10 protein-coding genes are annotated in these 13,523 nt (G+C 47.8%); 8 read left to right on the forward strand and 2 right to left on the reverse strand.

Translation table 11 applies throughout. The features are described 5' to 3' along the window. The first annotated feature begins 903 nt into the window (after nucleotides 1-903). The 4 genes from BC792_RS18245 (at nucleotide 904) to BC792_RS18460 (ending at nucleotide 2,497) form a co-directional block, all read left to right on the forward strand. The gene (locus BC792_RS18245) at nucleotides 904-1,080 is read left to right on the forward strand and encodes a hypothetical protein (RefSeq protein ID WP_170249924.1); all 177 of its coding nucleotides are present in this window, start codon (nucleotides 904-906) and stop codon (nucleotides 1,078-1,080) included. A 3-nt stretch (nucleotides 1,081-1,083) separates the two neighbouring features. Next, complete coding sequence (locus BC792_RS00790) at nucleotides 1,084-1,410, forward strand: hypothetical protein (protein ID WP_211357437.1); 327 nt, start codon at nucleotides 1,084-1,086, stop codon at nucleotides 1,408-1,410. Between the two features lie 2 nt (nucleotides 1,411-1,412). Further along, nucleotides 1,413-1,631 carry a hypothetical protein gene (locus BC792_RS18455; protein WP_211357438.1) on the forward strand — a complete coding sequence of 73 codons (219 nt, stop codon included), beginning with the start codon at nucleotides 1,413-1,415 and terminating at the stop codon, nucleotides 1,629-1,631. 614 nt (nucleotides 1,632-2,245) lie between these two features. Then, nucleotides 2,246-2,497, forward strand: a complete 252-nt coding sequence (locus tag BC792_RS18460; protein ID WP_148907075.1) for a hypothetical protein — start codon at nucleotides 2,246-2,248, stop codon at nucleotides 2,495-2,497. Here the strand turns inward: BC792_RS18460 and BC792_RS00800 are convergent. Further along, nucleotides 2,494-4,359, reverse strand: a complete 1,866-nt coding sequence (locus BC792_RS00800; protein ID WP_148907076.1) for an alpha-L-fucosidase — start codon at nucleotides 4,357-4,359, stop codon at nucleotides 2,494-2,496. The genes BC792_RS18460 and BC792_RS00800 overlap by 4 nt on opposite strands. Nucleotides 4,360-4,706: 347 nt before the next feature. Here BC792_RS00800 and BC792_RS00805 point away from each other — a divergent pair, with 347 nt between their 5' ends. From BC792_RS00805 to BC792_RS00815, 3 genes are all read left to right on the forward strand, one after another. Beyond that, nucleotides 4,707-6,995 carry a GH92 family glycosyl hydrolase gene (locus BC792_RS00805; RefSeq protein WP_148907077.1) on the forward strand — a complete coding sequence of 763 codons (2,289 nt, stop codon included), beginning with the start codon at nucleotides 4,707-4,709 and terminating at the stop codon, nucleotides 6,993-6,995. 254 nt (nucleotides 6,996-7,249) lie between these two features. Beyond that, complete coding sequence (locus tag BC792_RS00810; protein WP_148907078.1) at nucleotides 7,250-7,582, forward strand: GIY-YIG nuclease family protein; 333 nt, start codon at nucleotides 7,250-7,252, stop codon at nucleotides 7,580-7,582. Between the two features lie 277 nt (nucleotides 7,583-7,859). Next, nucleotides 7,860-10,232: a glycoside hydrolase family 3 N-terminal domain-containing protein gene (locus BC792_RS00815; protein WP_148907079.1), complete on the forward strand. Its 2,373-nt coding sequence runs from the start codon at nucleotides 7,860-7,862 to the stop codon at nucleotides 10,230-10,232. A gap of 420 nt (nucleotides 10,233-10,652) precedes the next feature. Here the strand turns inward: BC792_RS00815 and BC792_RS00820 are convergent, their stop codons facing one another. Further along, nucleotides 10,653-11,861 (reverse strand): acyltransferase family protein, encoded by a 1,209-nt coding sequence (locus tag BC792_RS00820; protein WP_148907080.1) that lies wholly within the window; start codon nucleotides 11,859-11,861, stop codon nucleotides 10,653-10,655. A 192-nt stretch (nucleotides 11,862-12,053) separates the two neighbouring features. Here BC792_RS00820 and BC792_RS00825 point away from each other — a divergent pair, with 192 nt between their 5' ends. After that, the gene (locus BC792_RS00825; RefSeq protein ID WP_148907081.1) at nucleotides 12,054-13,280 is read left to right on the forward strand and encodes an ROK family protein; all 1,227 of its coding nucleotides are present in this window, start codon (nucleotides 12,054-12,056) and stop codon (nucleotides 13,278-13,280) included. Nucleotides 13,281-13,523: the final 243 nt, after the last annotated feature.

Genomic DNA, 13,523 nt, shown 5'->3' on the forward strand with positions numbered 1-13,523 from the left:
TAGTATGGAGAAGTGAGAAGTGAGAAGTTAGAAATGAGAAGTGAGAATAGTTAGCAGGTTAGATCGCTTCGTCGTGCCTCCTTACGACTTTACAAATCAGCGACTTTGCGGCTTATAGCCATCTGCCATTCGCCATTAGCTATCTGCCATGAGGTCACTTCGTTGTCGTACGAGGGCTTCGACGAGCTCAGCCTGACATTGTCATTCAGAGCCTGTCGAAGAATAGACAATGGAAGGAGTAGTTTATTAGAAGTGAGATTTGAGTAGTTAGTATGGAGAAGTGAGAAATGAGAAGTTAGAATAGTTAGCAGGTTAGATCGCTTCGTCGTGCCTCCTTACGACTTTACAAATCAGCGACTCTGCGGCTTATAGTTATCTGCCTAGCTATTAACTAGCAACTTTGTCTCGCTATGCCTATCGCGAAGAGATATTCGACCCCTATGGGGTCGTGTAATTGATGCCCGGTTTTCTATCGGGATATGACCTCTACGAGGTCAATCGTTGTGCTTAGACACGACGACCTACAAATCCACAACTTTACGAATCAGCGACTTTACAACTTTATGTGTTGGCTATCTGCCATTTGCTATTAGCTATCTGCTATCAGCCATCTGCCATTAGCCACCCACTTCACAACTTTACAAATCAGCGACTTTACATTTTAGAAGTTAGAAATTAGGAGTTAAGGGTTTGGTGTTAGATCTTAACTTTACGAATCAGCAACTCAACGACTTTACAGCTTACAGCCATTTGCCATCAGCTACTAGCTATTAGCTATTAACTTCACGGACTTCACAAATCAGCGATATAGCCTAGTGATTCTTCTCTATTAGGTTGCCATCATTTTGAGGTAAAACTCGTATCTTTATAAGTAGAATCTGTTTAATAAGTTGGAAGTATATCATGCATATCAAGGAAGAGCATAATCCACAACCTTTTAGCGATGCTGAAATCGCTTTATTGAAAGAAGGATTGAATCGTTCTTATAAAGAGCGGTTTGAAATGACTACTCGACTCTATAAAATACAACAAACTCTTAAGAAAGCAAAGATCGTTCATAAACCTTTTGTTCAGAAGTAACATATGGATATTTTTGATGAGGAGATATTGAATTTTTGGCGAAATCTCGAAAATGCTGAAGTATCCTATATTATGATAGGTGGCTACGCTACAAACTTACACGGCTTCCAGCGATTTACTGGTGACTTGGATATATGGATAAAAGATTCTATAGGTAATAGAAGGAATCTGAGAGAAGCATTCCGATTATCAGATCTTGGCGATATTCCACAGTTAGAAACCATTTCTTTTGTAGCCGGGTGGACGGACTTTCATCTTAACAATGGGTTACGTTTGGATATCCTGACCGATATGAAAGGGTTAGAGGGATATTCTTTTGATGAGTGCTAGAAATGGCTTCTATAGCGGATATCGAAGGAGTACGTGTTCCTTTTTTGCATATTAACCAGCTAATAGCTAATAAAAAAGCTGTTAATAGACCTAAAGATCAAATTGATGTCCAGGCGCTGGAAGAGATTATAAAGCTTAGAGAGAGGGGAAGAGTAGGGGATAGCCTTGCAAAGAAACCTGGAAAAGTACTCTTGTACGGCTTACTTCCTTTTATATATTGAGAAGAAGCTTTTAATTAGAATAGTTAGACTGCTTCGTCGTTCCTCCTCGAGATGAGGTAATTTTCGGTTCGTCGTAGGAGTTAGGATCTTCAAATCAACGACTTTACGGCTTATAGCTATCAGCCATTAGCCATCGGCTATTAGCCACTGACTTCACGACTTTACAAATCAACGACTTAACGGCTTATAGCTATCAGCCATGAGCCATCGGCTATTAGCCACTCACTTCGCGCCTTTACAGATCAACGACTTTACAACTTTATGTGTTTGCTATCTGCCATTTGCTATTAGCCATCTGCTATGAGGTCGCTTCGTTGTCGTACGAGGGCTTCGACGAGCTCAGCCTGACATTGTCATTCAGAGCCTGTCGAAGGATAGACAATGGAAGGAGTAGTTAGTATGGAGAAGTGAGGATATATCGCTGCTGGCCTATAGCCATTTGCTATCTGCCATTAGCCACCTGCCATTCGCTATTAACTAGCAACTTTGCCTCCCTATGCTGTCGCGAAAATATTCGACCCCGTTGGGGTCGTGTAAATTCATGCACGATTTCTATAGGGGTATGACCTCTACGAGGTCAATCGTTGTGCTTAGACACCACAACCTACAAATCCATGATTTTACGAATCAACGACTTTAAGGCTTATAGCTATCTGCCATTTGCTATTAGCCATCTGCCATTAGCTATTAACTTCACGACTTTACAAATCAGCGACTTTACAACTTTATGTGTTGGCTATCTGCCCTTTGCTATCAGCCATGAGCCATCGGCTATTAGCCACTCACTTCGCGACTTTACAAATCAACGACTTTACAGCTACTTATCAAGGCCGCCTCGTGCGTCGGAAAGGACCGGCATTGGTTAAAGCTTGTCGTTGATTTTTTCGATGATAAGTGGTTTGTCCGATGCCAAAGTGCCCGTTTGACCACTGTTTTTTTCGACCCTATCGATCCAAATCCTATTTAGCCAGAGATCTCCGTTATCCTGTTTGTGGAGTCTGACTTCGTATTTCCCTGCTTTATCCACGGTAATTTCGCCGATATGTGTCTCCAAAAATTCATCAGTATAGTTGTTTTGATTGGGTTCGACCACGACTTTACCACAGGGCGCAATGATGCCCTGTATAGTCTGATCGCCAACTTGGACGGTGACCGCAGCATCCTGTTCTGTGGGATTGTGGGCGGATAGGTCTAGACGGTAGGTGCCCGGTTGGGGGAGATAGAGCTCCCAAAATATGGTCTGCCCGTTTTTTGTCCGTATGTGGCTCGGCCGTTGCCCGTCGTAGCTGACGTGCTGAAGTTCATCGCTGTTTTTGGCATTGGTTCCGCGGAGCGCAAATCCGCCGAAGGTCGACTCCGCGACGATTTCATCGTCCAGTACGATGTTGTTGTAGGTTACCCGTACCACCGAAACGAAGGGATCACGTTGTGCTTGGGGTAGACGGATATGTAGCAACGGTCCCCGAAGTGTAAAGTCCAGCGTCTTTGTGCCGTGTTCCAAGAGCAATTCCACCTTCTGCGGCCGGCTCCTGATGCCGGAAACCCGCAACACCCCGTCCAGCGGCCAATTGAAAATATGGAAGTAAGCCGTGTTTTTTGAGACGCTGCGCGTGATCTTGCCCCAATCGTGCTGCCCGCTATGGAGCTTTATCCCCGTATTGCCGTAAAGGGCTTCGCCGTACTTCGAGAGCCAGCTCCCGATATCATTTAGTCGGCTAATGCTTTCATAGGGAACAGATCCATCTGCGCGGGGGCCGATATTCAGCGTGAAGTTCCCGTTTAACGCGACGTTGCTGATCAATGACTCAAAGAGTTGTGCGGTGGATTTCCATTCTTTTTCCTGCCCGTTGTATCCCCAGGAATGCGCAATGGTGCCGGGCGTCTCCCAAGGATGTTCCACGTAGCTGCTGCCGAACTGATTATCGCCGAGCGTCTCAAAATCAACATAGCGGGCATCTGTAGGCAGGCCCAGGCGAGAGTTGATCAGGCAATTCGGCTGGAGTTCACGTATTAAAGCCACCGCCTGTTCCAATTGCTGTTTTTTGAAGATGGAATGCTGGTAAGGAATCCACATATCAAACCACATAATGGATATATCTCCGTAGTCTGTCAATAACTCACGTAACTGCGGAATCGCCTTCTCCTGCCAGTATTCATCGAACTGCTCATCGGTGACATGGCCCGTGAGCTCCTGGTTGTGGTCCCATGCATAAGGATGCTCCCAGTCAATCCAATGCGAATAATAGAAGCCAAGTTTCATATTGTGCTTCCGGCAGGCGTCGGCAATTTCGCGGATTACATCGCGGCGGGTTCCCGCCAGCTTAGGCAGGGAATATTCGCCAACCTTGGTGTCCCATAGAGCTACCCCGTCGTGGTGTTTGGAGGTAACAATGATATATTTCATGCCGGCTTTTTTGGCGAGAAGAACCCATTCTTCCGGGTTGATCTTATCCCAGACAAACCGTTTAGCCAACTGGCCGTATTCCTCCTTCGAGATACGGTTACGGTATCGGATCCATTCTGCGTAGTTATTGATGTAGCGGAGCTTTTCGCCCTTCCACATCCCTTCGGCTGCGCTATACAGACCCCAATGGATGAACATCCCGAATCGCGCATCTTCGAACCAGTCGGTGTGCGGAGACTGGGCTGTGGCAAACGATAGGGAAAATAAATACAAGGTTAAGAGGAATAGACCTTTTTTCGTTAAATGACGCAAATTTGTATACATATTTGGCGACTAGGATTATTCTGTAGAAATAGGTAAGTTATCTGGGCAAGATAGGTAATTGCGGTGTAATTTGAAAGATCTGTTTTCAGATTAATGGGCGGTTGCCTGCTTTTCAAGGCTTTTATCACGGGGCCCGCCAGATTTCGGGACAGGCCCGTTGTCGTCGACCTCTTTATCACTTATTTGCAAAAAAGGTAGATTGGTATTTTGTCCGTGTGAAACGCCCTTTTTTGTAAAAAGACAGCTATATTACATTTTTAGTAAAGCTAAAACGTTATTTTTAGCACGTTTAAAAAAACGTATGCCAGACGACGTGAAAACCGATTTGGCTTCAAGCAAGATTAAATATGATGAATTTCAAAAGTATGCTAGCCAGGCTAACGCTGATGGGGAGTGTTTTGGCAGTTTTTGGCGCATGTAGCGTTGGCTCGGGTATTCAAAAGACAGATTCGCTGACCGGCTATGTGGATCCATATATTGGTACAGGAGGGCATGGCCATGTGTTCGTCGGGGCGAACGTTCCATACGGTGCGGTTCAGCTGGGGCCGTCGAATATCTCGACAGGCTGGGATTGGGTTTCTGGTTACCATATCTCAGACTCGACCATTATGGGATTTGCACATCAGCACCTAAGCGGTACAGGAATTGGAGACTTAGGAGACATCATTTTCTTACCGTTTACGGGCGATGTACGTTTTGATCGCGGCGTAGCCGGAGATCCGTCCAGCGGAGCCTATTCGCTGTTCCGCAGAGATACAGAAAGAGTAGAGCCCGGGTATTATGCCGTCCACCTGGACCGTTTTGACGTACATGCAGAACTTACATCGACAGCCAGGGTCGGCCTGCACCACTATTCTTATCCCGAGGGCACGGCGCCCAAGATTTTGATCAACCTGGATGCCGGTATCGGTTGGGAAGGTGAAAAGGAAGGACAGATAACGATTGAAAATGATAGCGTCGTTTCGGGATACCGTTATTCCATGGGTTGGGCTAAAAACCAAAAGATCTATTTCACGGCCAAGTTCTCGCAACCGGTTGCTGAATTTCGTCTGGCAGACAGTACATCGGTAAAAGAAGGACGCTCAATAACCGCGCCCCGCGCTTATGCTGAACTGATTTTCCGCGATAGCAAGCAGCCCCAGGATATTTTCGTGAAGGTGGCTATTTCGCCCGTCAGCGTCGCCAATGCCAAGCTGAACATGGAGAAAGAAGCGTCAGGCTGGGATTTTGAAGCGGCAAGACAGACGGCCGACGCTGCCTGGAATGAACAGTTACAGAAAGTCAAAATAGAAACGAAAGATACGGTCGCGCGCAAAATTTTTTATACGGCGCTTTATCATACGATGATCGCTCCTTCTTTATTTGACGACGTGAACGGAGATTACATGGGCGCGGATTTCGAGCCCCATCGCCTGGAGACAGGAAACAACTATACGACCTTTTCGCTTTGGGATACCTACCGCGCAGCACATCCCCTGATGAGCATCATCCACCGGGAGCGCGTGCCTGACATGGTCAATACGATGCTGCGGATTTATAAAGAGCAGGGAAAACTTCCCGTATGGCATCTGGTAGGCAACGAAACCGATTGTATGGTTGGCAATCCGGGGATTATCGTCGTAGCCGACGCCTATCTCAAAGGGATAGATGGTTTTGATAAGGATCTCGCCTACGAAGCCATGAAGCAGTCGGCGATGAAAGACGATAGAGGTCTCCGGTGGTATAAAGAATACGGATATGTGCCGTTTGACAAAGAAAAAGTGGAGTCCGTGGCTAAAGGATTGGAATTCGCCATTGCCGACTGGAGTCTCGCGCAGGTAGCCAAGCTGCGCGGCGAGGAGGAAGACTACAGGTACTTCCTAAACCGAAGCCAGGCGTTCAGGCACTACTTTGATAAAGATCTGCAGTTCCTCAGGGGGGTCGATTCGGAAGGTAACTTCAGAGCCGGGCCTTTCGATCCTTTCCACTCAGCACATCTGGCGAACGACTACACTGAAGGTAACGCATGGCAGTACACCTGGCTCGTGCCACACAATGTTAACGGTTTTATCGATCTTTTCGGTGGGGATGAGCAATTCCTTACCAAGCTAGATTCCTTGTTCGTGGTAGAAGGAGATCTTGGCGAGGAAGCGTCGCCGGATATCAGCGGTCTGATCGGTCAATATGCCCATGGGAACGAGCCCAGCCACCACGTGATCTATATGTACCCCTATGCAGGACAGCCTTGGAAAGCTGCCGAACGCGTGCGGCAGACGTTGGCCACACTGTATACCGATAAGGCGGATGGACTTTCCGGAAATGAGGACGTTGGGCAGATGTCGGCGTGGTATGTTATGTCCGCAATGGGTTTTTATCAGGTGGCGCCCGCCGGTGGGCCTTTTGTCTTCGGAAGCCCGTTGTTTGATAAGGCCGTGCTGGATCTGGGAGAAGGGAGGAATTTCACCGTAATTGCTCATGACAATAGTGAGACGAACAAGTACATCCAAAAAGTAACACTGGACGGAAAGGCATACGATAAATCTTATATTGCCTATGAAGACATTGTACGGGGAGGGAAGCTGGAGTTTTATATGGGTCCCGTACCGTCGGCGACGTTCGGTGTTGCGAAAGACGTCAGACCGGTTTCGGCACAGTAGCGGTTCCGGCCGTGGTTCGACTACGCTCACCATGACATGTGTTGAGGCTGTCACCCTGAGCTTGTCGAAGCGCTCACCATGACAAAAGTAGTTTATCGAGCTGTGATCGTGCGCGTATTGGAGCTGTCACCCTGAGCGTAGTCGAAGGGTGAGCGTAGTCGAAGGGTGAGCGTATTGGAGTTGTCATCCTGCGCGTAATGGAGTTGTCATCCTGAGCGTAGTCGAAGGATAGACAACTCAAATAAAAGTAAATAATGAAAGAATATTACGTTTATATCCTAAAATGTAAAGACGCTTCGTATTACACAGGTGTTACTAATGATATTGATCGAAGACTGTGGGAACACCAAGAAGGTATAAACAAGGAATGCTACACGTACAGAAGACGACCTGTCGAATTGATGTATGTTGGAATCTTTAACGATGTAAACGAGGCCATTGCATTTGAAAAGCAAATCAAAGGTTGGAGCAGAAAAAAGAAAGAGGCACTGATGCGAGAAAACTGGGATGAGATGAAGAAGTTGTCAACATGTAAAAATGAAAGCCATTATAAAAATTATCTTCGAAATTTGGATGATGGGAAGTAATGTGTTCTTTTGCCGTGGTTCGACTACGCTCACCATGACAAAAGCAGTTTATCGAGCTGTGATCGTGCGCGTATTGGAGCTGTCACCCTGAGCTTGTCGAAGGGTGAGCTTGTCGAAGTGCTCACGATGACAAAAGCAGTTTTATCGAGTTGTCACCCTGAGCGTAGTCGAAGGGTGAGCGTAATGGAGTTGTCATCCTGCGCGTAGTCGAAGGATAGAAGGGTAAGAGCCTGTCGAAGGGTACCAGGTATAGTAAGAAACTAAAGAGTTATAGACAATGAAGTTAAAATATATTGTGTTTGGCGGACTCCTCTGTTTGGGAACGGGGCTTCGTGCACAGACCCTGCCTTATAAAAACAGCCGCCTGCCTATTGAAGACCGGGTCAACGATCTTGTCGGTCGGATGACGGTGGAAGAAAAAGTGGGGCAGCTGTCCAAGATGTTAGGCTGGGAGATGTATGAAAAAGATGGCGAAGCCGTACGGGTCAGTGAAAAATTAAAGAAAGCTGTTAAGAAGGAGCATATAGGTTTGTTGTGGGCGACATTGAGAGCTGACCCATGGACACAGAAAACCCTGGAGACCGGGTTGTCTCCGCGGCAGGCTGCGAAAGCGACAAACGCCATACAGCGTTATATGGTCGACAGTACGCGTCTCGGCATTCCGCTGCTGCTTTCCGAGGAGGCGCCGCATGGACACATGGCTATCGGCGCTACCGTGTTTCCTACAGCGATCGGACAGGCGAGTACCTGGAATCCCGACCTGATCAGGCAGATGGCCGCTGCTATTGCGCGGGAAACGTACGCCGTGGGCGGAAAGAATGGATATGGCCCCGTGTTGGATCTCGCCAGAGATCCGCGCTGGTCGCGCACGGAGGAAACGTATGGAGAAGATCCCTATCTTGTTGGTCAGATGGGCCGGGCGATGGTGTCCGGTTTCCAGGGAGATAAGGTCGGAGGCGAAGATAAGATTATTTCCACGTTGAAGCACTTTGTAGCCTACGCAGTGCCAGAAGGAGGACATAATGGCGGAAGCGTGAGCGTAGGGGAGCGGTCGTTGTTGCAAAATTTTCTACCACCTTTTGAACAGGCGGTAAAGGCAGGTGCTGGTTCGGTCATGACGGCCTACAATTCCATAGATGGGATCCCCTGTTCGTCCAATAGCTGGCTGCTGAACGACGTGCTGCGCAAACAATGGGGGTTTGGCGGCTTTGTGGTGTCAGACCTGCTGAGTATCTCGGGCTTAAATGGTAGCCATAGTACTGCGGCCGACGCCGTGGATGCTGCAACGCAGAGTATAGAAGCAGGACTGGACGTGGACTTAAGCGGATCCGGCTATGGACGGAACCTCCTTCAGGCAGTGAAGGACGGTGCGGTCGATATGCAGACGTTAGACAGAGCTGTTAGCCGCCTACTTTATCAGAAATTTGCTTTGGGACTGTTCGAAAATCCCTACGTCGACGAAAAAGCGGTTTCGGATAAAGTAGGGACGCCGGAACATGCGGCATTGGCAAGACGGGTCGCCCGCGAGTCTATTATTTTATTAAAAAACGATGATAACGTTTTGCCACTGAGCAAGAAGTTAAAGCGGATTGCCGTGATCGGTCCCAATGCTGACAATATGTATAACCAGCTTGGCGACTATACGGCACCTCAGCCGGACGATAAGGTTGTGACGGTATTAGAAGGCGTGCGTGCCACGGTATCGAAGGGAACAAGGGTAGACTATGTCAAGGGCTGTGCCATCCGCGATACGTCGGCTACGGATATAGAGGCGGCTGTACGTGCGGCAGCGGAAGCCGATGTGGCTATCGTTGTTTTAGGTGGATCCAGTGCGCGCGATTTTAAGACCTCCTATCAGGCGACTGGAGCGGCCACGGTTGACAGTGGCGCGAAGGCCGTAAGCGATATGGAAAGTGGCGAAGGGTTCGACCGCGCCACCTTGGACCTATTGGGCGACCAGCCGCAGCTTCTTCATCGGTTGTACGCTACAGGTAAACCAATCGTGCTGGTGACTATTATGGGGCGTCCGTTAAATCTCAACTGGGCCGCTCGGCATATTCCTGCCATTGTCAATGCATGGTACCCCGGACAGCAAGGTGGGCTCGCTATTGCCGACGTTCTTTTCGGAGATTACAACCCGGCAGGACGTCTGCCCGTGTCTGTACCCAAATCGGTGGGGCAACTCCCTGTGCACTATAACCACGACAAGCCTAAACACCACGATTATGTGGAGATGGATGCTAAACCTCTTTATGCATTTGGCTACGGCTTAAGTTACTCGACATTCCGCTACGCTGATTTGCGTGTGGAACTGAGAGAGGAGGTAGACGATTTCCGTGCTACGGTACGGTTTACCGTAACTAATAACGGCGATCGCGATGGCGACGAAGTGGCGCAGCTATATGTCGTTGACGAGGTGAGCAGCGTGGTTACCCCGGTGAAGCAGCTGAAAAGATTTGAACGCCGTACGATCAAAAGTGGACAACGCGAGGAGTTTGTTTTTGAACTGACCAAGGACGACTTGAAACTCTGGGGAGTTGACCGGAAATGGAAGACCGAGAAAGGAACGTTTAAATTGTTGATCGGTCCCGCCTCGGATAATATCGTCCTGGAAGGGCGTTTGGTATTGACAAAGGATTTTGAAGTTTGATCGTCGTCAAACGGATGTATGTTGAGGAGCCCTCGAAGGGCCTAGAACAGCACCGCAGAAAAAATGATAGATATGTCAGTCTACGGCCCGGTATGGCTTCAGTAGGTTTTAAGTACTTCCTAAGTACAGATGAAGTACTTTTTACGCAACGGTTGCGTAAGCTAAAAAGGTACCGCGAGTGTTCCGGGGGTGTTCTAGGAGGGTTCTAAAAAGGTTCTGAAAAGGTTCCGGGAAGGTACTACGGAGGTACAGGAGATCTACGTCAGCGTTACAGTCATTTGTACCTCTGCCGTAGATCAGCAGTAAGGTAATAGCGGGAGCACCTGTAGATGTTTGGGTATCGTTGCCGTAGCCTCCACAGACTTGGGGTTTATAAAGCGCCCACGTGTCATCGGCTGAATCGGTACAATAACGATCCGTTTATACTCTAATGTATATTTTCTGTTTATCAAGCCAATAGCAGATAATCCACATGAGGAGAAGAAAGCATAATGAATAAGCAAACGAACCTACCTCCGGCGGGCCGGGCATCTGAGCGCAGACATTTTTATAAAACCACTGCAAAGCATTGGTATAGCTTGCAGAACCATCGGAGGCCTCGCCGTCGGCTATACGGAAGAGGTTGATAAAACGAGGCAGGAGTCCGCTAAGTACAAAGATGAATAATGGGTTTTTCCCGAACACGTCGAAGAACCGGGTTAGCATATTCTTTACTCCCCGAACTTCAATATACCAGATCATGCTGCCGATAGTCAGTATACCGAGTCCCGTAGTATATAGTACATAAGAACTTGTCCAGATCTTTTTATTGATGGGAAAGCCCAGGGACCAGATCCACCCCAGCAGCAGAAGCACAAACCCGGTAACTAACAAGCCCGCTATGAGCTTAAAATGCGTTTCCCCGCCGTTGGTACCCGACCAGAGCCAGTCGACCTCACCCCGCCTTTTAATGAATTCTCCCGCTAAATAGCCGAAAACGACCTGCACAATTGCCGGCAGTGTACTTGCCAACCCTTCAGGATCGAATGGCACACCTTCTCCTTTATACATGTGAGCGACACCAAGGACCGCCTTATCGATATTCGTGCCGAACCACCCTTCCAGGCTATACGGATCCCCCGTTCCTAAGGTCGCCGTAAGTCCCCAGTAGCAGAGGAGTGTCAGTGTCGATATATAAATAAGGGTGCGGGGTTTACAGTAAAAGGCCAGTATGGACGCAAAGAAATAAGCGACGGCGATCCGCTGAAGTACTCCGAATAGCCTAACCCCTTTTTCCGGGCTTTCCGTGCTCACCCATTCCCGGAATGCAAGACTATCGCCCACCCATTGTACAAACGGCCACCAATTCAGAAATAGGCCTATGGCGAATATGAGGATTGTTCTTTTTATCACCTTTTTAAAGAACGCGCTGCTTCCGCTTTCCTGTAGGCGAGGAATAACAAATGCCATGGCATTTCCAACAGCAAAGAGAAAAAACGGAAACACCAGATCAGTGGGAGTACACCCGTGCCAAGGGGCGTGTTTTAAAGGAGCAAACATGTGGCTCCACGATCCGGGATTATTGACCATGATCATTAAAGCGACAGTAGCTCCACGGAATACGTCGAGCGAATAATAGCGTTGTTTCATTTCTATGGTAGTTGCGGCTTGTTGCTTATTTGTTTATTTTCCGCGAAAAACACGAAGCTAATAAATATATCGTATTTGTGGTGCGGATTTTAAAAAAACAACCTGTTAAATGGCGTAAATTTCAAAAACGTTGTTGGAAGTTAATTTGGTTTCTTTTAAGTTTGTATGACCAACATCACTAACTGATAAATCGTGAACAACCTAAAATCAGCTATATTAAAAAGCCTATATTTTGCTAATGTGCAGTCAATTGCCGAACTAAGCTCTAGTATCGGGAAGAGCATTCCACTAGTCACTCAGAATGTTAATGAACTGTTGGAAGATGGTATGATAAAAGAAAGCGGGCGACGGGCATCGACGGGCGGAAGACGGGCTATGGATTATATGTTGGACACCAGCGCACACGGTTGCGTCATAGCTGTCGCGATAGATCAACACTCAGCAAGAATATGTGCTTACAACATTTTAAACGAGTCTCTCGCTGTCACTGCCAACGTGTCCTGTAACTTGCAGAATGATGACGTTGCATTTATAGCGATTCGGGATGCTATTGGCCGGGTCTACTCGCAGCTAGACGGTAGAGATGTGCTCGCTATAGGTATCACCATCCCTGGCTTTGTTGATCCGTCTACAGGGATCAACAGTTCGTATCCGTCGACTTCGCCTTTACATTCACTTCAAGAGACGATTGAAGCTACTTTCGGGATCCCGGCTTATCTGGAAAATGATTCCTCAGCAATTGCTATTGCCGAGAAACACTTTGGAGCCGCCCGCGATACCGAGGATGCACTCGTCATCAACTTGAATTGGGGCGTAGGGCTGGGTATGATTATTAACAACCGACTGTTCAGTGGTCACAGCGGATTCGCAGGAGAGTTCAGTCATATTCCGCTAGCTAACGAAAACAAACTTTGCTCTTGCGGGAAAAAGGGCTGTCTGGAGGTTGAAGCCTCTCTTTTATGCGTATTCGAAGACATCCGGGAGGCGTTGGCCGCCGGCGAACGGTCATCTTTAGAAGACGCCTTTCAGGACAGCCATGATGTAGCCTTCCCGCTATTACTAGCCGCTTACGAAAAGGGCGATCAGCTCACGATTAGGGCATTAAAAAAGATAGGACATATGTTAGGCAAAGGCATAGCTACTTTGATTCATATCATGAACCCCGAAAAAATTGTAGTGAGTGGGCGAGGAGCGGCCTTTGGGGATGTCCTTTTGCCTCAGATCCAGTCATCTATTCAGGAATACTGTATTCCGCGGCTAGCAAAGCAAACGACAATTGAGATATCCGATATCCCTGATGTTCAGCTTTTGGCTTCCTCTTGTACTGCCGTGCAGCAGATGCCGTGGGTAAAAGCGGGTGAGACGGAATTGACTAAATACAAAGAAAAAGATCAAATCGCTAGCCATCGCGTATCATAAGATTGTCAGCTAGCTTTAACGGAAATCAGGGGACGACGGCCTTCCGTTGATCGCAAGCCGTGTATTGACCTCGGAGCTGGGGAGTAGACCAGCAAGTTTTTCCACAATAGACGGAAGGTTCTTGAGTTTATACAATTAAATATTAGGTGATTTTAGCTAATGCGGATTACAGAGCTATTTAAGATCAGACCTACGAGATTATACTAGCTTGGTCGAAGGCTAGAACTGTACCCCGAAAATCGT

The organism is Sphingobacterium allocomposti (assembly GCF_008124885.1).
GTDB lineage: Bacteria > Bacteroidota > Bacteroidia > Sphingobacteriales > Sphingobacteriaceae > Sphingobacterium > Sphingobacterium allocomposti.

Excerpts from the sequence above, each read along its gene's own strand:
- BC792_RS18245 (WP_170249924.1), top strand. The coding sequence starts at position 904 with ATGCATATCAAGGAAGAGCATAATCCACAACCTTTTAGCGATGCTGAA.
- BC792_RS00790 (WP_211357437.1), top strand. The coding sequence starts at position 1,084 with ATGGATATTTTTGATGAGGAGATATTGAATTTTTGGCGAAATCTCGAA.
- BC792_RS18455 (WP_211357438.1), top strand. The coding sequence starts at position 1,413 with ATGGCTTCTATAGCGGATATCGAAGGAGTACGTGTTCCTTTTTTGCAT.
- BC792_RS18460 (WP_148907075.1), top strand. The coding sequence starts at position 2,246 with ATGATTTTACGAATCAACGACTTTAAGGCTTATAGCTATCTGCCATTT.
- BC792_RS00800 (WP_148907076.1), bottom strand. The coding sequence starts at position 4,359 with ATGTATACAAATTTGCGTCATTTAACGAAAAAAGGTCTATTCCTCTTA.
- BC792_RS00805 (WP_148907077.1), top strand. The coding sequence starts at position 4,707 with ATGATGAATTTCAAAAGTATGCTAGCCAGGCTAACGCTGATGGGGAGT.
- BC792_RS00810 (WP_148907078.1), top strand. The coding sequence starts at position 7,250 with ATGAAAGAATATTACGTTTATATCCTAAAATGTAAAGACGCTTCGTAT.
- BC792_RS00815 (WP_148907079.1), top strand. The coding sequence starts at position 7,860 with ATGAAGTTAAAATATATTGTGTTTGGCGGACTCCTCTGTTTGGGAACG.
- BC792_RS00820 (WP_148907080.1), bottom strand. The coding sequence starts at position 11,861 with ATGAAACAACGCTATTATTCGCTCGACGTATTCCGTGGAGCTACTGTC.